This window comes from Allotamlana fucoidanivorans, assembly GCF_045788535.1.
GTDB lineage: Bacteria > Bacteroidota > Bacteroidia > Flavobacteriales > Flavobacteriaceae > Allotamlana > Allotamlana fucoidanivorans.
Genome location: NZ_CP074074.1, coordinates 3,317,104 through 3,341,017, shown reverse-complemented (window position 1 = coordinate 3,341,017; position 23,914 = coordinate 3,317,104). Strand labels below are relative to the sequence as shown.

General features: G+C 33.5%; 23 protein-coding genes. 18 read left to right on the top strand and 5 right to left on the bottom strand.

The genetic code is table 11. From position 1 onward, the window contains the following. Positions 1 to 27 precede the first annotated feature (27 nt). The 3 genes from KFZ70_RS14205 (at position 28) to KFZ70_RS14195 (ending at position 4,760) form a co-directional block, all read left to right on the top strand. Complete coding sequence (locus KFZ70_RS14205; protein ID WP_139694936.1) at positions 28 to 1,578, top strand: hypothetical protein; 1,551 nt, start codon at positions 28 to 30, stop codon at positions 1,576 to 1,578. Positions 1,579 to 1,657: 79 nt separating this feature from the next. Beyond that, a complete protein-coding gene (locus KFZ70_RS14200) occupies positions 1,658 to 3,991 on the top strand; it encodes an ATP-dependent helicase (RefSeq protein ID WP_139694935.1) in 2,334 nt (777 codons plus the stop codon). Between the two features lie 148 nt (positions 3,992 to 4,139). Then, positions 4,140 to 4,760, top strand: coding sequence for an L-threonylcarbamoyladenylate synthase (locus tag KFZ70_RS14195; protein ID WP_139694934.1), 621 nt, complete (start codon positions 4,140 to 4,142; stop codon positions 4,758 to 4,760). 83 nt (positions 4,761 to 4,843) lie between these two features. On the opposite strand, the gene KFZ70_RS14190 is transcribed toward KFZ70_RS14195, so the two are convergent. The 3 genes from KFZ70_RS14190 to KFZ70_RS14180 all read right to left on the bottom strand — a co-directional run bounded on the left by KFZ70_RS14190 (position 4,844) and on the right by KFZ70_RS14180 (position 7,210). Continuing rightward, a complete protein-coding gene (locus KFZ70_RS14190; protein ID WP_139694933.1) occupies positions 4,844 to 5,683 on the bottom strand; it encodes a flagellar motor protein MotB in 840 nt (279 codons plus the stop codon). Between the two features lie 94 nt (positions 5,684 to 5,777). Beyond that, complete coding sequence (locus KFZ70_RS14185; RefSeq protein ID WP_139694932.1) at positions 5,778 to 6,767, bottom strand: glycosyltransferase family 2 protein; 990 nt, start codon at positions 6,765 to 6,767, stop codon at positions 5,778 to 5,780. Continuing rightward, positions 6,764 to 7,210 (bottom strand): type I restriction enzyme HsdR N-terminal domain-containing protein, encoded by a 447-nt coding sequence (locus KFZ70_RS14180; protein WP_139694931.1) that lies wholly within the window; start codon positions 7,208 to 7,210, stop codon positions 6,764 to 6,766. The genes KFZ70_RS14185 and KFZ70_RS14180 overlap by 4 nt, the downstream gene beginning before the upstream one ends. Before the next feature lie 88 nt (positions 7,211 to 7,298). Here KFZ70_RS14180 and holA point away from each other — a divergent pair, with 88 nt between their 5' ends. The 9 genes from holA to sppA all read left to right on the top strand — a co-directional run bounded on the left by holA (position 7,299) and on the right by sppA (position 16,855). After that, a complete protein-coding gene (gene holA, locus KFZ70_RS14175; RefSeq protein WP_139694930.1) occupies positions 7,299 to 8,303 on the top strand; it encodes a DNA polymerase III subunit delta in 1,005 nt (334 codons plus the stop codon). A 13-nt stretch (positions 8,304 to 8,316) separates the two neighbouring features. After that, positions 8,317 to 8,982 (top strand): uracil-DNA glycosylase, encoded by a 666-nt coding sequence (locus tag KFZ70_RS14170; RefSeq protein ID WP_139694929.1) that lies wholly within the window; start codon positions 8,317 to 8,319, stop codon positions 8,980 to 8,982. 527 nt (positions 8,983 to 9,509) lie between these two features. After that, positions 9,510 to 10,349 carry a 1,4-dihydroxy-2-naphthoyl-CoA synthase gene (locus KFZ70_RS14165; RefSeq protein ID WP_139694928.1) on the top strand — a complete coding sequence of 280 codons (840 nt, stop codon included), beginning with the start codon at positions 9,510 to 9,512 and terminating at the stop codon, positions 10,347 to 10,349. Next, positions 10,349 to 11,251, top strand: a complete 903-nt coding sequence (menA, locus tag KFZ70_RS14160) for a 1,4-dihydroxy-2-naphthoate octaprenyltransferase (protein WP_199240641.1) — start codon at positions 10,349 to 10,351, stop codon at positions 11,249 to 11,251. Before KFZ70_RS14165 ends, menA begins: the two co-directional genes overlap by 1 nt. 36 nt (positions 11,252 to 11,287) lie before the next feature. Next, complete coding sequence (locus tag KFZ70_RS14155; RefSeq protein WP_139694926.1) at positions 11,288 to 11,965, top strand: metal-dependent hydrolase; 678 nt, start codon at positions 11,288 to 11,290, stop codon at positions 11,963 to 11,965. Further along, positions 11,966 to 13,003 carry an o-succinylbenzoate synthase gene (locus KFZ70_RS14150; RefSeq protein ID WP_139694925.1) on the top strand — a complete coding sequence of 346 codons (1,038 nt, stop codon included), beginning with the start codon at positions 11,966 to 11,968 and terminating at the stop codon, positions 13,001 to 13,003. It abuts the gene before it with no gap. 2 nt (positions 13,004 to 13,005) lie between these two features. Continuing rightward, positions 13,006 to 13,962 (top strand): CPBP family intramembrane glutamic endopeptidase, encoded by a 957-nt coding sequence (locus tag KFZ70_RS14145; protein ID WP_139694924.1) that lies wholly within the window; start codon positions 13,006 to 13,008, stop codon positions 13,960 to 13,962. 13 nt (positions 13,963 to 13,975) lie between these two features. After that, positions 13,976 to 15,046 carry an AMP-binding protein gene (locus KFZ70_RS14140; protein WP_139694923.1) on the top strand — a complete coding sequence of 357 codons (1,071 nt, stop codon included), beginning with the start codon at positions 13,976 to 13,978 and terminating at the stop codon, positions 15,044 to 15,046. 45 nt (positions 15,047 to 15,091) lie between these two features. Next, positions 15,092 to 16,855 carry a signal peptide peptidase SppA gene (sppA, locus tag KFZ70_RS14135; protein ID WP_139694922.1) on the top strand — a complete coding sequence of 588 codons (1,764 nt, stop codon included), beginning with the start codon at positions 15,092 to 15,094 and terminating at the stop codon, positions 16,853 to 16,855. A 42-nt stretch (positions 16,856 to 16,897) separates the two neighbouring features. Here the strand turns inward: sppA and KFZ70_RS14130 are convergent, their stop codons facing one another. Next, on the bottom strand, positions 16,898 to 17,320 hold the full coding sequence (locus tag KFZ70_RS14130; RefSeq protein ID WP_139694921.1) for a DoxX family protein: 423 nt from the start codon (positions 17,318 to 17,320) through the stop codon (positions 16,898 to 16,900). A 57-nt stretch (positions 17,321 to 17,377) separates the two neighbouring features. Next, on the bottom strand, positions 17,378 to 19,021 hold the full coding sequence (locus tag KFZ70_RS14125) for an acyl-CoA carboxylase subunit beta (RefSeq protein ID WP_139694920.1): 1,644 nt from the start codon (positions 19,019 to 19,021) through the stop codon (positions 17,378 to 17,380). A gap of 142 nt (positions 19,022 to 19,163) precedes the next feature. On the opposite strand from KFZ70_RS14125, the gene KFZ70_RS14120 reads away from it, so the two are divergent. From KFZ70_RS14120 to ettA, 6 genes are all read left to right on the top strand, one after another. Beyond that, on the top strand, positions 19,164 to 19,694 hold the full coding sequence (locus tag KFZ70_RS14120) for an NADPH-dependent FMN reductase (RefSeq protein WP_139694919.1): 531 nt from the start codon (positions 19,164 to 19,166) through the stop codon (positions 19,692 to 19,694). 2 nt (positions 19,695 to 19,696) lie between these two features. Continuing rightward, positions 19,697 to 20,134 (top strand): MarR family winged helix-turn-helix transcriptional regulator, encoded by a 438-nt coding sequence (locus KFZ70_RS14115; protein WP_139694918.1) that lies wholly within the window; start codon positions 19,697 to 19,699, stop codon positions 20,132 to 20,134. 40 nt (positions 20,135 to 20,174) lie between these two features. Continuing rightward, entirely contained in the window at positions 20,175 to 21,044 is an 870-nt protein-coding gene (locus KFZ70_RS14110; protein WP_139694917.1) for a pirin family protein, read from the top strand. 13 nt (positions 21,045 to 21,057) lie between these two features. Beyond that, on the top strand, positions 21,058 to 21,774 hold the full coding sequence (locus KFZ70_RS14105) for a pirin family protein (protein ID WP_139694916.1): 717 nt from the start codon (positions 21,058 to 21,060) through the stop codon (positions 21,772 to 21,774). A 98-nt stretch (positions 21,775 to 21,872) separates the two neighbouring features. Further along, positions 21,873 to 22,055 carry a CAL67264 family membrane protein gene (locus KFZ70_RS14100; RefSeq protein ID WP_139694915.1) on the top strand — a complete coding sequence of 61 codons (183 nt, stop codon included), beginning with the start codon at positions 21,873 to 21,875 and terminating at the stop codon, positions 22,053 to 22,055. Positions 22,056 to 22,088: 33 nt separating this feature from the next. Next, the gene (gene ettA, locus KFZ70_RS14095) at positions 22,089 to 23,780 is read left to right on the top strand and encodes an energy-dependent translational throttle protein EttA (protein ID WP_139694914.1); all 1,692 of its coding nucleotides are present in this window, start codon (positions 22,089 to 22,091) and stop codon (positions 23,778 to 23,780) included. Positions 23,781 to 23,914: the final 134 nt, after the last annotated feature.

Below are 23,914 nucleotides of genomic sequence, written 5' to 3'. Positions count from 1 at the left end.
ATAAAAGTGATTGGCTATATTTATCTTATGAGATTATGGGTAAAGCGGTTATTATTAGTAATAGGGGTGTTACTTGTTATTGGGGTATCGTCAATTCCGATTGCTAATTATTTCCTTGAAAAAAAAATAACAGAGCAACTTTTAGTTTTACCAAATCATATTGAAATTCAGTTTGAAGACCTTGATGCTGATATTTTTTCAAACCATGTAGAACTTAATGATGTAACAATTACTGTACTGGGGCAAGTAACGAACGATACAAATCTTCAAGTGAATTTGAAAAGTATACGTCTTGATGATGTAAATTTCAGAAAACTTCTTTTTGATAAAGATATCGACATGGATCATATTGAATTAAAAAAGCCAGAAATTATTTACTATCACAACAAGGTAGTAGAAAAGGAAGCCTACTTCAAACAGGATAGTGTAGGTATAGTGCAAAGTATTAGTGTTAAGACCGTTTCATTTAAAGAAGGGACTTTCACCATGTTTGATAAAGCGTCAGATTCACTGATGATGTCTTTGAAACAATTTGATTTACAGTTAAATAATGTGCGTAATCAGGTTTATAAAAGGTATAACACGCCCATTTCTTTTGATGATTATAAGTTTTCTGCAAAACATATTTTTATGAATGTAGGTGATTATGAAAATTTTCAAGCGGAAGACTTGTATACCAATAGTCATTCGGCTATTTTAAAAGAAGTTGCGTTCAAAACAAAATATTCAAAAAAACAATTATCACAAATTATAAGGGAAGAACGCGATCATACCACTTTAGGAATAGACTCCATTGTTATTAAGCAATTAGATATCGCATTTAAAAATGATTCTGTTTTCAGTTTTAGTAGTGGAGAAACTAATGTATTTAACCCCAGTTATGTTAGTTACCGAGATAAAACGGTTAGAGATAGTTATAGAGAGAAGTCTTTATATAGTAAAATGTTACGAGATTTAGATTTTTACTTAACCTTAGATACTATTAATATTTTCAATGGGGAAGTAGTTTATGAAGAACGTGTTAATGAGGAAAAAATACCTGGTAGCATTTCATTTGCCGCATTTAATGCTAATATTAAAAATTTCAGTAATACTTACTCGGAAGGAGAACAACTAACAGTTATAGATATTGATACTAAATTTATGGGAGAAGCTTCATTACATGTTAATTGGGGGTTTGATGTGACTGATGACCAAGATGCTTTTCTTTTAAAAGGACAATTAGGTCTACTACATGTAAATAGGGTTAATGAATTTTTAATGCCAAACTTAAAGATTCAATTATCGGGAGTAATGAAAGAAACATATTTTACTATAGATGCTGATAAAAACAGATCTTCTATTGATTTAAAGTCAAATTTTGATCAGCTTAAAGCGGTGGTGTTTCAAAAGAAAAATCGGAAAACCAATAAATTATTGACACCGTTGGCTAATATTTTTATGAAAAAAGATAGTGAGGGCGGATTAGATAAATATTCTGAAGCAGTAAGAGACGGTATTCAGCGCGATAAAACAAAATCTGTGTTTAATTACATTTGGTTAAATATAAAATCAGGGCTTCTTCACTTGAAAAACTAATTTGTTCATAATTATTAGCAAATTCAATTTAGTAAAAGTATAACATTGGTTATTTTCACCTCTTAAAATTGATGATGATTTGGAAAAGTATTTAAGCCAATTAAATGATGCACAATTAGAGCCTACCATTCAAATAGATGGCCCTATGATTGTAATAGCAGGAGCAGGTTCAGGAAAAACAAGAGTGCTTACTTATCGTATTGCGTATATGATGAGTAAGGGTATTGATCCCTTCAATATTTTGTCGTTAACCTTTACCAATAAAGCAGCACGGGAAATGAAAGAACGTATTGCTTCTATTGTGGGGGCTAGTGAGGCTAAAAATTTATGGATGGGTACGTTTCACTCTATTTTCGCTAAAATATTAAGAATTGAATCTGATAAGTTGGGGTATCCAAGTAATTTCACTATTTATGATGCTCAAGATTCAGATAAATTAATAGGCTCTATTATAAGAGAAATGCAGCTTGATAAAGACATTTATAAAGCAAAGCAAGTACGCTCTAGAATATCTTCTTATAAGAATAGCTTAATTACTGTCAGGGCTTATTTTCAAAACCCGGAATTAAAAGAAGCTGATGCTATGGCTAGACGGCCTAGAATGGGTGATATTTACAAAGAGTATGTAGATAGATGTTTTAAGGCTGGAGCTATGGATTTTGATGACTTATTGCTCAAAACCAATGAGTTGCTAACGCGTTTTCCTGAGGTATTGGCAAAATATCAAAATCGTTTTAAATATATTTTGGTTGATGAGTACCAAGATACAAACCACTCACAGTATTTAATTGTTAGAGCGCTTTCAGATAAGTTTCAAAACATTTGTGTGGTAGGTGATGATGCACAAAGTATTTATGCCTTTCGTGGTGCAAACATTAACAATATACTTAATTTTCAAAAAGATTATGATGATGTAAAAGTATTCAGGTTAGAGCAAAATTACCGTTCTACAAAGAATATTGTGAATGCAGCAAACTCTATCATTGATAAAAACCAAACCAAGCTTGATAAAATAGTTTGGACGGCCAATGATGAAGGAGGTAAGGTAATGGTTCATAGATCGCTTACCGATGGTGATGAGGGGCGTTATGTAGCGAGTACTATTTTTGAAACCAAAATGAATCAGCAGCTAAATAATAGTGATTTTGCTATTTTATATAGAACTAATGCACAATCGCGTTCTATTGAAGATGCTTTGCGTAAAAGAGATATCCCTTACCGTATTTACGGCGGGTTGTCTTTTTATCAACGTAAAGAAATAAAAGATGTGTTGTCTTATCTAAGGCTGATTATAAATCCCGCTGATGAGGAAGCTTTAAAACGTGTTATAAACTTCCCGCCAAGAGGTATTGGTCAAACCACTATGGATAAACTTATTGTGGCGGCTAATGGCTATAAGCGAAGCATTTTTGAGGTTATCAAAAATATTGATAAGACCGATATAAGAATGAATGCTGGAACAAAAACTAAGCTTCAAAATTTTGTAACACTGATAGAGAGTTTTCAAGTTATGAATCAGTCTGCCGATGTTTTTGAGTTGGCAGAACATGTTACCAAAAGTAGCGGTCTTATAAGAGAATTTGGAAAAGATGCTACACCTGAAGGGGTTACCAGAATGGAGAATATAGAGGAACTCTTGAATGGTATGAAAGATTTTGTTGAGGGGCAAAAAGAAATAGCTGATGCTACGGGTTCTTTAGCAGAGTTTTTAGAGGATGTAGCCCTAGCTACAGATTTAGATAATGAGAAGGGTGATGAGGATCAGGTGTCACTTATGACCATCCATTTGGCAAAGGGGTTAGAGTTTCCTCATGTGTTTATTGTTGGTTTAGAGGAAGATTTGTTTCCCAGTGCTATGAGTATGAATACTCGCAGTGAACTTGAAGAAGAGCGTCGCCTATTTTATGTGGCGTTAACCAGAGCAGAGAAACAGGCCTATTTAACCTATGCGTTGTCACGATACCGCTGGGGTAAATTGGTAGATTCTGATCCCAGCCGATTTATAGAAGAAATTGACGAGCAATATTTAGAAGTATTAACGCCAGTTGAAGAAAGAAGAATAAACCCGATGCTTTCAGCCGATATTTTTGGTGATGTAGAACCTAATAAGATAAGATATAAACCTGCAAAGCATCCCACATTTAAAAAAACAAAGACAGTAAAAAAAGAACCAGAGAAATACCAAGCACCTACGCAAAAGAACTTAAAACCGGTAACAAAATCTGGAGGAACTACTAATTTATTTGATAACAAACTTGCGGTAGGTAATGTGGTAAAACATATCCGTTTTGGTACGGGTGAAGTGCTAAAAATAGAAGGTGACGGAGGTGATGTTAAGGCAGAAATTAAATTCCAACACGGCGGAGTAAAAAAATTGTTGCTACGGTTTGCAAAGCTAGAGGTGATAGGCTAGTTAACAGGGGGGCTAATGATAAAATATTCAATTTTTTCTAAAAACATAAATATTGTGAGTTCGATATGATATGTGAATAATTACTACGAGTTATCTATCATACCAAAAATAATAGTTATTTTGTACAATTATTGATAATACAGGTAGTATGGCTGAGTTTATTAGAATTTATGAAGAAAATCCAAATCAAAGGGAAATTGATAAGGCTGTTAAAGTACTGAAGCGAGGTGGCTTAATTATATATCCTACAGATACGGTTTATGGTTTAGGTTGTGATATCACTAATATTAAAGCGCTAGATCGTGTGGCGAGAATAAAAGGTGTTAAGCTAGAAAAGGCGAATTTTTCATTTGTTTGCCATGATTTAAGTAATCTGAGCGACTACGTGAAACAGATTGATAATACTGTATTTAAAATTTTGAAACGAGCGTTACCTGGGCCATACACTTTTATTTTACCGGGTTCAAAATCATTGCCAAACCCGTTTAAGAGAAGAAAAACTGTTGGGATAAGAGTACCTAATAATAATATAGCTTTAGATATTGTTAAAACTCTTGGGAATCCTATTATATCAACATCAATACGAGATGATGATGAGGTTTTAGAATACACTACCGATCCTGAGTTAATATTAGAAAAATGGGACAACCTAGTTGATTTGGTAATAGATGGGGGTTATGGTGGCAATGAACCTTCTACAGTGATAGATTTGTCAGACTCCGATCCTTTAGTAGTTAGAGAGGGTAAAGGAAGTTTAGATATTTTTTAAAACTAAAAAGTTAAAATCAGATATAATAAAAAAGCTCAATTTTTTAAAATTGAGCTTTTTTATTATTTGTTAAGAAGTTGTTTTTAGTTCCCTCCTTCTGCAAGATTTTTCATTTCTTTTTCAATCATGTCATAGAATTGATCAATCTTAGGAAGCACAACAATTCTTGTTCTTCTGTTTTTTGCTCTGTTTTCAGCAGTGTCATTATCAACTAACGGTTGGTATTCAGCACGACCGGCAGCAATAAGTTGCTTAGGGTTAACACCTAGGTCTTCTAAAACTCTTACTACAGAAGTAGCACGTTTTACACTTAAATCCCAGTTGTCTAATAAAGGCTCTTTTCTGTAAGGTACATTATCAGTGTGACTTTCTACCATACATTCAAAGTCCGGCTTACTGTTTACTACTTTAGCAACTTTCCCCAAAACTTCTTTTGCTCTAGCAGATACATTGTAACTTCCTGTTTTGAATAATAATTTGTCAGCAATAGATATAAATACTACACCTTTTTCAACATTTACTTCAATATCAGGGTCATTAATACCTACTTCACGCTTTAAGCTTGTAACTAAAGCTAAGGTAACACTGTCTTTTTGAGTTAAAGCATCTTGTAAGCGCGTAATTTTTAATTCTTTTTCCTTAATACTTTCAAGAGTTTTCTCAACATTACTAGCTCCTTTTGCAGAAAGCATAGTTAAGTTGTCATTGCTTTTTCTTAAATCTTCAACTTGTTCTTCTAAAGCTGAAGCTCGTGCCGTAGCAGACGCTCTCTCTTCTAAACAAGAATTTAGTTTAACGGTGGCTGAATTAAGCAAATCTTGAGTTTCTTTTTGTTTTGCTTGAAGATCTGTAAATTGTTTTTTAGATACACATGAACTTAGGAATACCATAGCTGATAAGCTAAGTAATAAAATTTTCTTCATAATTATAATTAAGGATTTAATTTTCAAAAATGTTACACAAAAATATAGAAAAATAAGCAGTTTTTAACATTTTAACAAAACTTTTACTAACGAGTTATAAATCGCTGTATTTTCTTTTGTTATTTACGAAATAGTCTACAATAATGGATGTGCGGTTGTAATATTTTTTTTTGTTTTTTACGGTATGTCTCTGCTTGAGTAATTTAGGGAAATGACTATAAAAACTAAAGTGAGCTTTAATAATGGCTAGGGTATGTTTTGGTTTGAGATTAAAAAGAAATTTTAAGCCAGCAACGCCATCTAAAATCAATCGGATTAATATGAGTTTAAAAAGAAGGCCTCGTGCATTTTTTGTAAGTGTGAACAAACTATTTCTAAAATTCAGAAATGTTTTTTTAGGGTTTTGATCATTAAGTGTAGCGCCACCAACGTGATAAACCACAGAATCATGAATATACCAAATATGATATCCTTTATTTATGGCTCTCCAACACAGGTCAATTTCTTCCATATGGGCGAAAAAAGATTCATCAAACCCATTCAAGTGCTCAAAAACCCTCTTTTTGATGAATAAACATGCTCCAGAAGCCCAAAAAATCTGAGAATTATCATCATACTGGCCATAATCTGCTTCAACAGTATTAAAAATTCTGCCTCTGCAATAAGGATAGCCATATTGGTCTATAAAACCACCTGCAGCACCCGCATATTCAAAGTATTGTTTGTTTTTATAATCTAATATTTTGGGTTGTATAATGTCTGTTTCTTTGTGATTTTTAAATCGAGACAAAATGGGTTTTAACCAGTTTTTAGTTACTTCAATATCACTATTAAGTAAGCAAAAAATATCTCCATTAATTTGTTTTAAGGCATCGTTATATCCTTTGGCGTACCCTCCATTTTCTTTATTTTGAATAATGCTTACAGAAGGAAAAGTTTGTTTTATATATGCTATAGAATCATCCGTAGAGGCATTGTCAGCAATATAAATGTCAGCTTCTTGTGAATAATTGACTACTGAAGGTAAAAACTGTTCAAGAAGTTTTTTACCATTCCAATTTAATATGACAACCGCTATATTCATGTTTTATAGTCAGGGATTTCTCTTAAGAATTGATAACGTTCGTTTTTAAAATCCATTTGACAATAATAATGATTTATTCCATTGGTGACCATTAAATAGCTCGCGTTTAATTCCATGTTGTATTGTGCTATCTGGTCAAAAGTATCTTGACTTATTTTAATGGTTGGAGCTTTGCACTCTATAACCAAATGTATACTGCCATCTGTGTTAAAAACAACAATATCATAACGTTTTTTTAAGGAGTTTATTTTTAGCTCTTTTTCAATATTTATGAGGGATTCAGGATATCCTTTTTCCTCAATTAAAAATTTAATACAATGCTGTCTTACCCATTCTTCGGGTTGTAAAATCACAAATTTTTTGCGAATAGTATCAAATATGGATACTTTATTTTCGCTATTTTTGAATCGAAATGAATACTTTGAAAAATTGAGTTCTGTCAATGGTTTTATTTAATCTTCAAAGTTAAATTTCTTTTATAAAAGAACAAATAATCAAAGTGATGCTTTGATTGTAAATAGATGATTGTAATTGGACGATGTAAAACAGCTAGTTGCTGAAATAAAAAAAAGAAACTTTAAACCCATTTATTTCTTAATGGGAGAGGAGCCATACTATATAGACAAGATATCTGATTTAATTGAAGATTCTGTCCTTTCAGAAGAAGAAAGAGGCTTTAACCAAATGGTTTTGTATGGCAGAGATGTGTCTGTTGAAGATATTGTTAGTAGTGCCAAACGTTTTCCTATGATGGCTGAATACCAAGTGGTTATGGTAAAAGAAGCACAAGATTTAGCAAGATCTATAGAGAAATTATCAAAATATGCCGAAAACCCGCAGCCTACTACCATATTGGTTGTGAACTATAAATATAAAAAAATAGATAAACGAAAGTCGCTTTATAAAGCCATAAATAAAATTGGGGTTGTGTATGAAAGCAAGAAGCTTTATGAAAATCAAGTGGCTGATTGGATTCGACGGGTTTTATCTCCAAGAAAATATACTATAACACCTAAGGCAGCACAAATGCTTGTTGAGTTTTTAGGAACCGATTTAAGCAAAATCAATAATGAATTAGAAAAATTACAGATTATTTTACCCGAGAACACGCAAATATCCCCAGAACATATTGAAGAAAATATAGGGATTAGTAAAGATTATAATAATTTTGAGTTACGAAAAGCAATTGGTGAACGCAATAGTATCAAAGCGTATAAAATTGTGAATTATTTTGGAGACAACCCGAAAGATAATCCTATGGTGGTTACGGTTTCCCTGCTCTTTAATTTTTTTTCACAGTTATTACATTTTCATGGCTTGCAGGACAAGTCACCCAGGCATGTGGCATCAGCTTTAAAAATTAACCCTTACTTTGTGAATGAATATGTTTCTGCTGCGCGTAATTACCCGATGAAAAAAGTAAGTACTGTAGTGGCTACCTTACGGGATTTTGACTTAAAAAGTAAAGGGGTAGGTGCTAATTCTGTGTCTCAAGGCGACTTATTAAAAGAATTATTAGTTAAAATTCTTAATTAAAGAAACAAAAGTTATGGATGTTAAAATACATGAAAGCTGGAAGCCATACTTAAAGGAAGAATTTGAAAAGAAATATTTTGACGATTTAGTTGTTTTTGTAAAAGAAGAGTATCAAAAACACACCTGTTTTCCTTCTGGGGATGAAATTTTTAATGCATTTAACTATTGCCATTTTAATGATGTAAAAGTGGTTATCATAGGGCAAGATCCTTATCATGGTTACGGACAAGCAAATGGGTTATGTTTTTCGGTGCATGATAATGTAGCTCATCCACCTTCATTGATAAATATTTTTAAAGAAATAGAAACAGATAGAGGTGTACCATATCCTAAAAGTGGTGATTTGTCAAGGTGGGCAAAACAAGGGGTATTACTTTTGAATGCAACGTTAACGGTAAGAGCACATCAGGCAGGAAGCCATCAAAATAAAGGATGGGAGCAATTCACAGATGCTGTAATTCAATTAATCAACGAAAAGCACCACAATATTGTGTTTTTGCTTTGGGGAGGATTTGCAAAGAAAAAATCTAAGTTTATTGATTCTAAGAAGCACCAAATATTAACTTCAGGCCATCCATCGCCTTTAAGCGCTAACAGAGGGTATTGGTTTGGTAATAAATGTTTTAGTGCAACAAATAATTATCTGGAGCATATTGGCATAACACCCATAGAATGGTAAGTCTTTTTGTGATTAAATAAGTTGCCTAATTTTAACTTCCAGTAGGAGCTAAAGTTGGTAACGTTTTAATTTTTTCATCAGATTTTAAGATAACAGGTTTTTTACCTTCCTTAGAAGTTTTTAAAACTTTATTTGTGCTAAACTTTAAAAGAAGAAAGTTAACACACACTAAGAAGAAAATAATTAGAGTAATAGTCGTTAACATAGGCATTGGGGGATACTTTAATTAATAGCTTTAGTACAAATATAATAAATAAAGTACTACAAATTTGTACGTAGAAGCACTTATTTTTTTATTTTGAGTATTTCTTGTTTTTTGTATACAATGCCTGTTTAATTTGCAAAATATTAACATCTTAACAAGAAGTATTCATTTATGTTAATTTAATTTATAGTAATTAAAGTATAAGATTAGAGTGTTTTATAGCTGAAAGTGAAGGAATATATTACAAAACAAATGATATTTTTAAATTATCAAAATATGAATTTTCTAGAAATAAAATTTATTTTTGAGCAAAATTACAAACATGAAAGAACCTAATTGGGTTACCGTAAAAGATTATGAAGACATCACTTACAGAAAGTGTGATGGTGTTGCAAGAATTGCTTTTAATCGTCCTAATGTAAGAAATGCATTCCGACCAAAAACAACAAGTGAATTATATGACGCATTTTATGATGCTAATGAGGATGTAAACATAGGAGTTGTTTTATTGTCTGCAGAAGGCCCTTCTACAAAAGATGGTGTGTATTCCTTTTGTAGTGGTGGAGATCAAAAAGCACGGGGTCATCAAGGTTATGTAGGTGAAGACGGCTATCACAGATTAAATATTTTAGAGGTGCAACGCTTAATTAGGTTTATGCCAAAGGCTGTTATAGCAGTGGTTCCTGGTTGGGCTGTAGGAGGCGGGCATAGTTTGCATGTAGTCTGTGATTTAACATTGGCAAGTAAGGAATATGCTATTTTTAAACAAACAGATGCCGATGTAACGAGTTTTGATGGAGGTTATGGTTCAGCTTATTTAGCAAAAATGGTTGGGCAGAAAAAGGCAAGAGAAATATTTTTCTTAGGAAGAAATTATTCGGCGCAAGAAGCGTTTGAAATGGGAATGGTAAATGCAGTTATACCACATGAAGAGTTAGAGATTACTGCCTTTCAATGGGCTCAAGAAATATTAGCAAAATCACCAACATCAATAAAAATGTTAAAATTTGCCATGAACCTAACTGATGATGGTATGGTTGGGCAACAAGTGTTTGCAGGAGAAGCAACACGATTAGCTTATATGACAGAAGAAGCAAAAGAAGGTAGAAACGCATTTTTAGAGAAGCGTAAGCCTAATTTTGAAAAAAAATGGATTCCATAATGGAGAAATTTTCTACGTGGATTTCTGCCATGCGTTTAAGGACGCTTCCATTATCTATATCGGGAATCATACTGGCTGCTTGTTTAGCTGAATATAACGGTTATTTTAATTGGTCTATTTTTACTTTGGCTATCTTAACCACGTTAAGTTTTCAAATATTATCAAACTTGGCCAATGATTATGGCGACGGCGTAAAAGGAACGGATAATAATGATAGAGTAGGACCAGAAAGAGCTATTCAGTCAGGTAAAATATCTCCCGAAGAGTTATTTAATGCTATTAAAATTAATGTGCTAATTTCAATTGCTTTAGCCTGTTTTCTTATTTTTAAAGCTTTTGGGGTTAAGTATTTTTGGTTGACTTTAATCTTCTTCATTCTGGGCATTATGTCTATTGTGGCAGCAATCCGCTATACCGTTGGTGGCGGAGCTTATGGTTACAAAGGATTTGGAGATATTTTTGTGTTTATTTTCTTTGGAGGGGTAAGTGTAGCAGGGTGTTATGTTTTGTTTGCTAAAACTATTGATCATGTGGTATTTTTACCAGCCTTGTCCATTGGGTTGTTAAGTACCGCTGTACTGAATTTAAATAATATGAGAGATCGTGTGCCAGACGCTAAATCAAATAAAATGACTCTAGCAGTAAAATTAGGGGAGCATGGTGCAAAAAACTATCATTATATCTTAGTGGGATTAGCCATTGTTTTTTCGGCTTTATTCGGCATTTTATACTACACTTCTGTGTTTAATTTTATCTATTTAGTGACTTATATACCGCTCATAATTCACCTAAAAAAAGTTAGATATAATGAGAATCCAAGGGATTTAGATCCTGAATTAAAAAAACTAGCGTTAACTACAGTTTTATTGGCAGTATTGATGGGTATTGGGCATTTATTGTAGAATTTTTTCGTAATTTCATGGCTTAAAAGTTTAACTATGAAAATTACATTTTATGGTCATGCTAGCTTAGGGATTGAAGTTAATAATGTGAACATTTTAGTAGATCCATTTATTTCAGCAAACTCCAAAGCGTCTCATATAAATATAGATGAATTAGCAGCAGATTTTATCTTAGTAACGCACGCTCATCAAGATCATATTGTAGATGTAGAATCTATTGCGAAAAGAACAGGTGCTATTGTTATTTCAAATTTTGAAATCGTATCGCATTACGAAAAGCTTGGTATTGATGGCCACCCAATGAACCACGGTGGAAAATGGGATTTTGAATTTGGCACCGTTAAATATGTGAATGCCATTCATACATCTTCATTTCCTGATGGTAGTTATGGCGGGCAGCCAGGAGGTTTTGTTATTGAAGGAGAGCACAAAAATATTTATATAGCAGGAGATACGGCTTTAACTTATGATATGAAATTAATTCCGCTTCAAACCCAATTAGATTTAGCCATTCTACCCATTGGAGATAACTTTACCATGGGGGTTGATGACGCCATTGTAGCTAGTGATTTTGTTAATTGCGACAAAGTTTTAGGGTATCACTATGATACATTTGGGTATATTGAAATAGATCATAAAGAAGCGAAACAAAAATTCTTCGAAAAAAATAAAGATTTAATGCTTCTTGAAATTGGTGAATTTATTGAATTGTAGATGATAAAAGCATTTTTTAAAAAGTACGTTTTAAAATTCAAACAAGCAAGTGGTACATCACGTGGAATTTTAAAAACGAAAGAAACGTATTTTTTAATTTTAGAAGAAAATTCAAATCAAGGTATAGGGGAGTGTGGACTATTTAAAGGGCTTTCTATTGATGATAGGCCAGATTATGAAGCTAAATTACAATGGGTTTGTGCCAATATAAATCTAGGAAAAGAGGTTTTATTACACGAACTAAACCAGTATCCAAGTATACAATTTGGTTTAGAAATAGCCTTTAAATCTTTGGTTAGTCACAATCCGTTTAATCTATTCGCCTCAAATTTTGTAAAAGGAAAGGCTTCAATTCCTATAAATGGGTTAATTTGGATGGGGCATGAAGATTTTATGAGGCAGCAGATTCAAGAGAAAATAGCTTCTGGTTTTACGTGTATTAAAATGAAAATAGGAGCTATTGATTTTAATACCGAAGTGAAGTTACTTAAATCTATCCGAAAACAATTTTCTTCCAAGGATATTGAACTAAGAGTTGATGCCAATGGCGCATTTTTACCATCAGAAGCTCTTAGTAAGTTAGAAATTCTATCCAAACTAGATTTACATTCTATTGAACAACCTATAAAACAGGGCCATATTCAAGAGATGGCAAAATTATGTAAAGAAACGCCCTTACCTGTAGCTCTAGATGAAGAGTTGATAGGCGTGTTCAATAGGGAAGAAAAACAGCAGCTTTTACAAGAAATAAAGCCTCAATATATTATATTGAAGCCCAGTTTAGTTGGAGGTTTTAAAGGAAGTAATGAGTGGATAGAACAAGCTGAAGACCTTAATATAGAATGGTGGATAACAAGCGCCTTAGAAAGTAATGTAGGGCTTAATGCTATTGCTCAATATACCTTTACAAAAATTAATGATTTGCCACAAGGTCTAGGTACCGGGGCATTGTTTACTAATAATTTTGATAGTCCTTTATATGTTGAAAAAGGAACCTTAAAATATAACACACATTTAAACTGGAATTTTAATTTATAACTATGTATATAGCTCAAGCATACAAAGGATTGCATGATTCATGGCGTTATTTAGTAGGTGTTGTAATTATCTTTTTTGCATGGCAATTTATAGGTGCCATTCCGTTAGGCGGAGCGGTAACAATAAAAATGTATCTGGTAAAGGATTTAGATAAAATACCATCAGATTTATCAGGGATTATAGAATTACTAGGAAGCAATTTATTTTTGTTTTTAATGCTACTATCATTTGTTGTAGGTTTAGTGGCTGTGCTATTAACAACAAAGTTATTACATAAGCAATCTATTGTTAGCCTTACAACCGCCAGAAATAAGATAGATTGGAAACGCTTTTGGTTCATATTTATACTTTGGGGAGTGGTTTCTAGTAGTTTTGTATTGGTTGATTACTTTTTTTATTCCCCAGATGATTTTGAACTTAACTTTAACCTAGTTCCATTTTTAATTCTATGTGTTATAGGTATTTTATTAATTCCTTTGCAAACTAGTTTTGAAGAGTACTTTTTTAGAGGTTACTTAATGCAAGGATTAGGTGTACTTTTTCAAAATAAATGGGCGCCATTAATCATCACATCTATAGGCTTTGGTGTTATGCATATTTTTAACCCAGAAGTAAGTAAACTTGGGTATATTATAATGGTATATTACATTGGTACAGGCCTATTTCTTGGTATCCTAACTTTAATGGATGACGGACTTGAACTAGCCCTTGGTTTTCATGCCGCAAATAATTTATTTACAGCACTTTTAGTTACGGCAGACTGGACGGCTTTTCAAACACATTCTATTTTAAAAGATTTGTCCGATCCTACAGAAATGGTATTAATGGATATTCTAATACCTGTTTTTGTGGTATTCCCAATATTGTTATTTGTGCTTTCAAAAAAATATAATTGGACCAACTGGAAAGAGAAACTCTTAGGAAAGGTTGTGAGTCCAAACAATACTATAGATCATTAAAATCAAATAAGCTATGACGCCCAATTACACAAACGTTCACTTAAAATTTAAGTTAGATAATGTAAGTTATAACCATGATGACCTTATGGAGGTTGCCTACAGTTTTGTAAAAGAAGGATTGCCTTACCAGCAAGAATTAGGAAATTTTTTATTAGACTGGTTAGATGATAAAGACCATATTGTGGTTCAAACTTCTGGTTCTACTGGAAAGCCAAAAAGGTTAAAAATTAAAAAGCAGGCTATGGTAAATTCTGCCATAGTTACGGGTGATTTTTTCAATTTAAAGCCTGGTGATAAAGTTTTACACTGCTTACCGTCAAATTTCATAGCAGGAAAAATGATGATTGTTAGAGCCATCATTTTAGGTTTAGAACTTGATATGATTAGGCCTGCCGGTCTTCCGCAAATTGATTATGAAAAAGATTATGCATTTTGTGCTTTTACACCTATGCAATTAAAAAACTTTGCTAGATATCTAAAGAAAATAAAAACGGTTATAGTTGGAGGAGGACAAGTTTCCGCTCCAATTATTGAAATGATAAAGGATAAAAAGCCTAATATCTATGAAACATATGGCATGACAGAGACTGTGTCGCATATCGCAGTAAAAAAACTTAATAATTTTACAGAAGAGGACAAGGTTGGTTATTTTAAAACATTGCCAAATATTACGGTTTCAAAAGATGATCGTGGCTGTTTGTTGATTGAGGCACCTCATATTGCAAACAAAAAAATAGTGACAAATGATTTGGTTGAAGTGCATTCAGATACAACTTTTGAATGGTTAGGACGTATTGATAACCTCGTTAATTCTGGAGGTATCAAATTGGTTCCGGAAACTATTGAAAAGAAATTACAGAGTAAAATAGCAGGAGAATTTTTTATTACGTCTAAACCAGATGATACTTTGGGGCAGAAATTAGTACTTATTTTAGAAGGAGATGCAAATAAACTAGATCAATCTGTTTTTGATGTGCTTGGTAAATATGAAAAACCTAAAGAAATTATTTCAATACCAAAATTTGTTGAAACCTCATCTGGCAAAATTCATAGAAAGAAAACCTTAGAATTATTAGCCAATTAATTGTAACAATTAAGGTTTTTACACAACTGATAGGAAATTAAATATATGAACTTTTTTAAACGTGTTTTGTCTACACTAACAGGGCTGATTCTGTTTTTTGTTATTTGTTTTTTCGGACTCATTATTCTTGGAGTCGTTTTAGGCTCGGGCGCTGAAAAAACCATTCAAGTTAAACCTAATACTGTTTTAGATTTAACTTTAGATTTTCCAATTCAAGATTATGCAGGAAAAGTTGAATTTAAAGAATATACCTTTTTAAATGAGCATAGAAAAGACGGCCTGTTTAATATCATTGACGCCATAAATTATGCCGCTTTTGATGATAAAATAAAAGGCATATCTATAGATAACAACTTTGTAAACGCAGGCGTTTCACAACTTAAAGAGTTAAGAAGAGCTTTGTTGAAATTTAAAGAATCTGGCAAGTTTGTGTTGGCTTATGCAGATGTGTTTACTCAAAAGGATTATTATTTAAGTTCTGTTGCAGATACTATTTATATGAGCCCCGCAGGTTTAATGGAGTTTAAAGGATTGTATTCAGAGCGACTGTATTTTAAAGATTTTCAAGAGAAAACAGGTTTAAAAATGGAGGTTGTAAGGCATGGAAAATATAAAAGTGCAGTAGAACCATTTTTAAGTAATGAAATGAGTGAAAATAACCGTGAACAAATTTCAGTGTATCTCAATTCGTTATGGAGTGAAATCAAGAAAGAGATTTCGGAGAGTAGACATGTTTCTGTAGAGAGATTAGATATTATAGCAGATAGTTTATTGGCTCGAAATCCACATTTAGCTCTTGAATCAAAATTGATTGATAAAATTGTGTATCATGATCAATATGTTGATGTGATGAAAGCTGCTTCAGGTCTAACAAAATCTGATGATCTAAAGTATATTAAAATTAAAGATTATGCCGAATACGCTTCAACTAATGTGAAAAATTATAGCACTAAAAATAAAATTGCCGTAATTTTTGCTGAAGGTGAAATCATTTATGGAGAAGGTGATGTTGGTGTTGTGGGCCAGGGTGCTATAAATAAATCATTAAAAAAAGCAAGGGAAGATGATCGGGTAAAAGCGGTTGTTTTGAGAATTAATTCTCCAGGAGGAAGCGCTTTGGCTAGTGAGTTAATTTGGCGTGAAGTAGCACTTACTAAAAAGGTAAAACCTGTGGTTGTATCTATGGGAAATATGGCAGCATCTGGCGGGTATTATATAGCCTGTAACGCCGATAAAATAATTGCAGAATCCACAACTATAACAGGAAGCATTGGTGTGTTTGGTGTTTTGCCAAATGTAGAGCAACTGGCTCGTAACATGGGTATTAATGCAGAACAGGTAACTACCAATCAAAATGCGGTTACTTATAGTTTGTTTGAGCCATTAAATGAAACACAGCGTCAGTTTATCCAAGAAGGTGTTTTAGATGTTTATGAGTTGTTTATAGATCGGGTGTCAGCAGGTAGACAGCTTACTAAAGATCAAGTTGAAGCTATCGCTCAGGGTCGGGTTTGGACGGGAGTTGATGCTGTAAATCATGGTTTGGTAGATGCGCTTGGCGGATTGGATGTAGCCTTAAATGAAGCGGCTAGAGCGGCCAAAATTGAAGATTACAGAATAAAAGAGTTTCCTGTTTTTGAGAAAAATCTTGATAAAATATTGGAACAATTTGGAATAGTTAAAGCGAAAGAAACGATATTGAAAGAAGAACTAGGCGAAGAAAATTATAAGATTCTTAAAGAAATTAAATCGCTATCTAAAAAGAAAGGCGTTCAGTTACTATTTCCTTTTAGTACAGAAATAAAATAAGATATTAGTTTTGGACAAAAAAGCGACCAATGGTCGCTTTTTTTATTGCTGCATTTTAAAATAATAATCGGCGGAGTGTTTCCCAGAACCATAGGCTAAAAAGAAGGCACACACAAAAAGTGTAATTAAAGCCATAATAAGGTTTCCAGTATTCATTTCTCCTGCAAAGTTGATAACAACAGCACCAATGATTACGGGTAGTTGCGCTAAAATGGCCCATCTGGTAAGTAGTCCAAAAGCAATTAGAATACCTCCAATAAAATGAGCTGGTGCTACATAGTGGATAATAATCATACCGCCTGCCATATTTTGAAATGGTTCAAAAAGTTTCATGAGCATTTCAGAATTTGCCATGAAATTGATGCCTTTAAAAAAAAGAAAAACACCTAAAGCGATGCGTACTAAATCAAGGGGAATGTACGTGTGTGCATTCGCCCATTTGTTTAATGTTTTTATAGTTCCCATGATTGAAAGGTTTGATTTTCAATCAATAAGTTACAATTTTTTAATGAGATTTAAAAGTTAAACTTGAAGTACACCCAAATTAAAGGGTTTTTGAATAGGGGCGTGGTTAGCCGCTTCAATCCCCATACTAATCCATTTTCTTGTATCTAGAGGATCTATAATGGCATCTGTCCACAATCTTGCAGCAGCATAATAAGGAGATACCTGATTATCATAACGATCTTTAATTTTATTAAATAATGCTTCTTCCTTTTCGGCTGTTATTTTCTCTCCAGACTTTTCTAAAGAGGCTTTTTCAATCTGTAATAGTACTTTAGCCGCAGAATTACCACTCATTACTGCAAGTTCGGCACTTGGCCATGCCACAATTAGTCTTGGATCATAGGCTTTGCCGCACATGGCATAATTACCAGCACCGTAGCTGTTTCCAATAATAATAGTAAATTTAGGCACTACAGAATTACTTACTGCATTTACCATTTTAGCACCATCTTTTATAATGCCGCTATGTTCGCTTTTGCTCCCCACCATAAAGCCTGTTACATCTTGTAAAAAAACTAAAGGAATTTTCTTTTGGTTACAATTAGCTATAAATCGAGTGGCTTTATCCGCACTATCATTGTAAATAACGCCTCCAAACTGCATTTCGGTAGGTTTGGTTTTAGATCCTGTAGTTTTCACCAATTTACGCTGGTTAGCAACAATACCAACAGCCCAGCCGTCTATTCTGGCATAACCTGTAATAATGGTTTGTCCGTAACCTGCTTTATACTCCTCAAAATCAGAATCATCAACCAGTCTGCTAATGATTTGGTACATGTCATATTGATCGGCTCTTGACTTTGGAAGTACACCATAAATGTCTTCTGGATTGTCTTTAGGTTTTTTAGACGGAATTCTGTTAAAACCAGCCTTGTCATAATCGCCAATTTTATCAATAATGTTTTTAATGGTATCTAAGGCGTCTTTATCATCTTTGGCTTTATAATCAGTAACTCCTGAAATTTCGCAATGGGTTGTAGCACCACCTAAAGTTTCATTATCAATATGTTCTCCAATAGCCGCTTTTACCAGATAACTACCAGCTAGAAAAATACTTCCTGTTTTGTCTACAATTAAAGCTTCATCACTCATAATAGGGAGGTAAGCACCGCCAGCAACACAACTGCCCATAACGGCTGCAATTTGTGTAATACCCATACTGCTCATAATCGCATTATTTCTAAAAATACGACCAAAATGTTCTTTATCGGGGAAAATTTCATCTTGAAGAGGTAAATAAACACCAGCCGAATCAACCAAATAAATAATAGGAAGCTTATTTTCAATGGCTATTTCTTGCGCCCGAAGATTCTTTTTACCTGTAATAGGAAACCAAGCACCTGCTTTCACCGTAGCGTCATTAGCCACAACAATACATTGTTTTCCTTTAATGTATCCCATCTTTACCACCACACCTCCGGAGGGGCATCCGCCGTGTTCGGCATACATACCTTCACCAGCAAAAGCACCAATTTCAATAGTTTCAGATTTATCATCCAACAAAAAATCAATACGTTCTCTGGCCGTTAGTTTTCCTTTTTGGTGAAGTTTTTCTATTCTTTTTTTGCCGCCTCCTATACTTACTGTGGCTAGTCTTCTTTTTAACTCTGAAAGGAGGAGTTTATTATGATCTTCGTTTTTATTGAAGTTGATATCCATCTAATTTCAAGTTTTAGGCTAAAGTACAAAAGTTTGAATGTTCTGAATCTATATTTGTTAATGAAATCATAAAAATAATTCCAAGGAAATATATACCATGGAATATATTAAATAATTTTACTATCTTTAAACAAAAAAGAATATGAAAAGAATACTAAGTTTTTCTGGGAGTAATAGTAAACATTCAATCAATAAAGTGCTAGTGACCTATGCTTCTAGCTTGATTGAAAATGTGCAGGTGGATATTTTAGACTTAAATGATTTTGAATTGCCTCTTTTTGGTATTGATCTTGAAAGAGAAAAAGGTATCCCAAGTAATGCTCATAAGTTTTTAGAGGCTATTAAAAGTGCAGATGGTATAATAGTGTCATTGGCAGAACATAATGGAGCGTACTCCGCGGTGTTTAAAAATTTATTTGACTGGATGTCTAGAATTGAAAGTAAAACCTTTTGTGGTAAACCCATGTTATTGATGGCTACTTCACCAGGAGGTAGAGGAGGCGTATCCGTTTTAGCTATGGCTCAAGATAGATTTCCGCGTCATGATGCCAAAATTATAGAGGTATTTTCATTGCCCTCATTTGCTTCTAATTTTGTAGATGGTAAAATTATAAATGAAGCATTAGATGCTGAATTAAAGCAGAAAGTAAATCATTTTAAAAACGCGTTATAATTATGGGTGATATTTCTAAAGATATACATTCTACTTTCAAGAATACTAAAGTAAAGGCTTTAATTAATATTATTTATACCGCTAATTGGATCAATAGTCATCAAAACGAGTTTTTTAAACCTTATGGAATTTCGCCTCAGCAGTTTAACATTTTAAGAATATTGCGTGGTGCGGGAAAGCCTATTAAGGTACAAACTATTAAGGAACGCATGCTTGAGCGGGCTCCTAATGCTACCAGATTGATGGATAAGTTGTGCGCTAAAACATTGATAAATAGATTGCCTTGCCCTGATGATAGACGGGTAGTACATATAGAAATTACAGAAAAGGGCTTGCTACTGTTAAAAGCTATAGACAAAGAGTTTAAAGAAGACTTGTTAGAAAAATTAACAGACGAAGAAGCTCAGATGTTAAGTGATTTGTTAGATAAAATTAGATAAAATTTAAATCCACATTTTTTCAAGAAAAGTGGTAAATGTTATGAAAAAGAATAGTATTAAAACAATAGGACGAAGTGATTTTGTTAACATGGGGCCCATACGATTGCGTCAACCGCTGCCTAGCCCTTCAATTGATATGGTCGATCCTTTTATATTACTACATCATTATGGTCCATATGAAATTTCACCCAAGAATAATCCTTTCGATTTAGGACCGCATCCACATCGCGGCTTTGAACCTGTTACTTTTTTAATTCAAGGGGAGCAATTACACAGAGATTCCTTAGGAAATGAAAGTGTTGTAAAATCGGGTGATGTACAGTGGACAACGGCTGGTAGAGGTATTATTCATGCAGAAGCACCAACCAAAGCGTTTGTTGAAAAAGGAGGCTTTATTGAGGGGATTCAGTTATGGATTAATTTGCCTGCGGCCAAAAAGATGTTACCTGCAAATTATCAACATGAAAAACATGAAGATTTTAGAGTTGTCACTTCTTCAGATGAAAAAGCACGTATTAAAATTGTTGCAGGAGAGCTTAATGGTACCTTTGGTAGAATAAAAACGCAAACACCTGTCAATGCTTTTTTGCTTCAAATAGAGGAAAGTGGGTATTTTGAGCTTGATATTCAAAAAACTCATAAGGCTTTGGTGTATTTAATTGATGGCGAAGTTGAAATAAATAATGACGCGGTACTCAAAGTAGATGACAACCAAATCATTGAATTTAATCAAGATGGTGATGGTATATCTATTAAAGGAATAAAAGGAAGTAAACTTCTTTTCTTATCGGGAGAACCACTTAATGAGCCTGTAGCCACTTATGGGCCGTATGTAATGAATACACAAACAGAAATCTTGGAAGCTATGCGCGATTACCAAATGGGTAAAATGGGGTTTCTTCCAGCTTAAAAACATAAAAGTTATGAAAACAATTATTCATAAAGCAGATTCTAGAGGATTTGCTAATCACGGATGGTTAAAATCCTTTCACACGTTTAGCTTTGCAGGGTATCAAAACCCAAATCGAATGAATTTTGGTAAACTTCGGGTGCTAAATGATGATGTAGTACAACCCAGTATGGGGTTTGGTACACATCCACATCAAAACATGGAAATTATTTCTATTCCATTAAAAGGCGCTTTATCTCATAAAGATAGTATGGGAAATAAACGCGCTATAGAGGTTGGTGAAATTCAGGTCATGAGTGCAGGTACAGGGTTAACACATTCTGAATTTAATGATAGCGAATCAGAAGAAGTGAATTTTTTACAACTGTGGATTATTCCTGAAGCATTAGGTGTTAAGCCAAATTATGAGCAACGTAAATTTGATGAACAAGCTCAAATAAATAGTTTACAAACGGTTGTGGCTCCAAAAAATAAAGGTATTGAAAATGCCCTACCAATAAGTCAGCAAGCGTATATTTACAGATCGAGTTTAAGTGAAAATCACACTATTTCAATATCTGTTAAAGATAAAATGAATGGGTTGTACGTTTTTGTTGTAGATGGCGCAGTTGAAGTAGAACATGAAGTATTGAAAAGCAGAGATGCTATTGGTGTTTGGGATACAGAAACAATAAATATTCAAGCAAAGCAAGCTTCAAAACTAATTATTATAGAAGTTCCTATGAACTAAGTGTTCAGAATGATTAATAGCGAAAAGCACCTTTTTTAGGTGCTTTTTTGTTTAAAAATACGATATTTGTTTTTCTGAAAATATAATAGCAAAAAATTATGGCAATGAATAAAAATACGGTTTTGGCTTGGGCCACTACCATAATGATAATAGTGGGTTTAAGTCTTATAGCACTTGGAGCATTTAGGTATGATGATGTGGCAGGTTGGGGTTTTGCGGCAGTAGGTATTGGTTTTTTTGCAAATGCCTGGGTTTTTAATGCGCTTAAAGGACGCGTTTAGTGAGTTAATAATTAATTTTTTTGAATTATAGGTATGAGTGACGACAAAAAAATTATCTTTTCAATGTCTGGAGTAACCAAGACATTTCAAAGTGCAAATACACCAGTATTAAAAAACATTTATTTAAGTTTTTTTTATGGTGCTAAAATTGGAATTTTAGGACTTAATGGTTCTGGAAAATCTACGTTATTAAAAATTATTGCGGGGGTTGACAAAAATTATCAGGGTGATGTTGTGTTTTCTCAAGATTATTCTGTTGGGTATTTAGAGCAAGAACCGCAATTAGATAACGAAAAAACGGTATTGGAAGTTGTAAAAGAAGGCGCCGCCGAAACCGTTGCCATTCTTGATGAATACAATAAAATTAACGATATGTTTGGTTTAGAGGAAGTCTACTCTGATCCAGACAAAATGGAGAAGTTAATGAACCGTCAGGCTGAACTTCAAGATCAAATTGATGCTGCTAATGCCTGGGAGCTTGATACGAAACTTGAAATTGCAATGGATGCGCTTCGCACTCCAGATGGTGATAAAAAGATTGGGGTACTTTCAGGAGGTGAAAAAAGACGGGTAGCATTATGCCGATTGTTGTTAAAAGAACCAGATGTGTTGCTTTTAGATGAGCCCACCAACCATCTTGATGCGGAGTCTGTACATTGGTTAGAACACCATTTGGCACAATACAAAGGTACGGTGATTGCTGTGACACATGATAGGTATTTTCTTGATAATGTAGCTGGCTGGATTTTAGAGTTAGATAGAGGAGAAGGTATACCTTGGAAAGGTAATTATTCCTCTTGGCTAGATCAAAAATCGAAACGTATGGCTCAAGAAGGTAAGGCTGCTTCAAAACGCCAGAAAACTTTAGAACGTGAGTTAGAGTGGGTTAGGCAAGGCGCTAAAGGCCGTCAAACTAAACAAAAAGCACGTTTAAAGAACTATGATAAGCTATTAAGTCAGGATCAAAAGCAATTGGATGAAAAATTAGAAATATACATACCAAATGGTCCTAGGCTTGGTACTAATGTTATTGAAGCGAAAGGTGTTGCAAAAGGGTATGATGATAAGTTGTTGTATGATAATTTAAACTTTAATTTACCACAGGCAGGAATTGTTGGTATCATTGGTCCTAACGGCGCAGGTAAAACAACCATATTCAGAATGATAATGGGTGAAGAAACGCCAGATAAAGGAGAGTTTATTGTAGGGGATACAGCGAAATTGGCTTATGTAGATCAGAGTCACTCTAATATTGATCCAGAAAAAACAATTTGGCAGAATTTTAGTGACGAGCAGGAACTTATTATGATGGGAGGAAAACAAGTGAATTCAAGAGCGTATTTGAGTCGATTTAATTTTTCTGGTAGTGAACAAAACAAAAAGGTAAAACTATTATCGGGTGGGGAGCGAAACCGATTGCACCTTGCCATGACCTTAAAAGAAGAAGGCAATGTTTTGCTTTTAGATGAGCCCACCAATGATTTAGATGTTAATACCCTAAGAGCTTTAGAAGAAGGTTTAGAAAGTTTTGCAGGGTGTGCAGTAGTTATTTCACATGATAGATGGTTTTTAGATAGAATATGTACACACATTTTGGCTTTTGAAGGAGATTCGCAAGTATACTTCTTTGAAGGTAGTTTTTCAGATTACGAAGAAAATAAGAAAAAGCGTCTTGGTGGTGATCTTATGCCAAAAAGGATTAAGTATAAAAAACTGATTAGATAAGATATCGTAATAAGTTATAAAAAAAGCTCACAATACATGTGAGCTTTTTTTATTTTGTATTTAGAAACAAGTTCTATGTGAGTATTAAAAATATCGAATTAAAGAAAAGATAAGATAGCGCATCTTGAAATATA

What these genes read in the sequence shown, in the direction of transcription:
- KFZ70_RS14205 (WP_139694936.1), top strand. Translation starts at nt 28, where the DNA reads ATGAGATTATGGGTAAAGCGGTTATTATTAGTAATAGGGGTGTTACTT.
- KFZ70_RS14195 (WP_139694934.1), top strand. Translation starts at nt 4,140, where the DNA reads ATGGCTGAGTTTATTAGAATTTATGAAGAAAATCCAAATCAAAGGGAA.
- KFZ70_RS14190 (WP_139694933.1), bottom strand. Translation starts at nt 5,683, where the DNA reads ATGAAGAAAATTTTATTACTTAGCTTATCAGCTATGGTATTCCTAAGT.
- KFZ70_RS14185 (WP_139694932.1), bottom strand. Translation starts at nt 6,767, where the DNA reads ATGAATATAGCGGTTGTCATATTAAATTGGAATGGTAAAAAACTTCTT.
- KFZ70_RS14170 (WP_139694929.1), top strand. Translation starts at nt 8,317, where the DNA reads ATGGATGTTAAAATACATGAAAGCTGGAAGCCATACTTAAAGGAAGAA.
- KFZ70_RS14165 (WP_139694928.1), top strand. Translation starts at nt 9,510, where the DNA reads ATGAAAGAACCTAATTGGGTTACCGTAAAAGATTATGAAGACATCACT.
- menA (WP_199240641.1), top strand. Translation starts at nt 10,349, where the DNA reads ATGGAGAAATTTTCTACGTGGATTTCTGCCATGCGTTTAAGGACGCTT.
- KFZ70_RS14155 (WP_139694926.1), top strand. Translation starts at nt 11,288, where the DNA reads ATGAAAATTACATTTTATGGTCATGCTAGCTTAGGGATTGAAGTTAAT.
- KFZ70_RS14150 (WP_139694925.1), top strand. Translation starts at nt 11,966, where the DNA reads ATGATAAAAGCATTTTTTAAAAAGTACGTTTTAAAATTCAAACAAGCA.
- KFZ70_RS14145 (WP_139694924.1), top strand. Translation starts at nt 13,006, where the DNA reads ATGTATATAGCTCAAGCATACAAAGGATTGCATGATTCATGGCGTTAT.
- KFZ70_RS14140 (WP_139694923.1), top strand. Translation starts at nt 13,976, where the DNA reads ATGACGCCCAATTACACAAACGTTCACTTAAAATTTAAGTTAGATAAT.
- sppA (WP_139694922.1), top strand. Translation starts at nt 15,092, where the DNA reads ATGAACTTTTTTAAACGTGTTTTGTCTACACTAACAGGGCTGATTCTG.
- KFZ70_RS14130 (WP_139694921.1), bottom strand. Translation starts at nt 17,320, where the DNA reads ATGGGAACTATAAAAACATTAAACAAATGGGCGAATGCACACACGTAC.
- KFZ70_RS14125 (WP_139694920.1), bottom strand. Translation starts at nt 19,021, where the DNA reads ATGGATATCAACTTCAATAAAAACGAAGATCATAATAAACTCCTCCTT.
- KFZ70_RS14120 (WP_139694919.1), top strand. Translation starts at nt 19,164, where the DNA reads ATGAAAAGAATACTAAGTTTTTCTGGGAGTAATAGTAAACATTCAATC.
- KFZ70_RS14115 (WP_139694918.1), top strand. Translation starts at nt 19,697, where the DNA reads ATGGGTGATATTTCTAAAGATATACATTCTACTTTCAAGAATACTAAA.
- KFZ70_RS14110 (WP_139694917.1), top strand. Translation starts at nt 20,175, where the DNA reads ATGAAAAAGAATAGTATTAAAACAATAGGACGAAGTGATTTTGTTAAC.
- KFZ70_RS14105 (WP_139694916.1), top strand. Translation starts at nt 21,058, where the DNA reads ATGAAAACAATTATTCATAAAGCAGATTCTAGAGGATTTGCTAATCAC.
- KFZ70_RS14100 (WP_139694915.1), top strand. Translation starts at nt 21,873, where the DNA reads ATGGCAATGAATAAAAATACGGTTTTGGCTTGGGCCACTACCATAATG.
- ettA (WP_139694914.1), top strand. Translation starts at nt 22,089, where the DNA reads ATGAGTGACGACAAAAAAATTATCTTTTCAATGTCTGGAGTAACCAAG.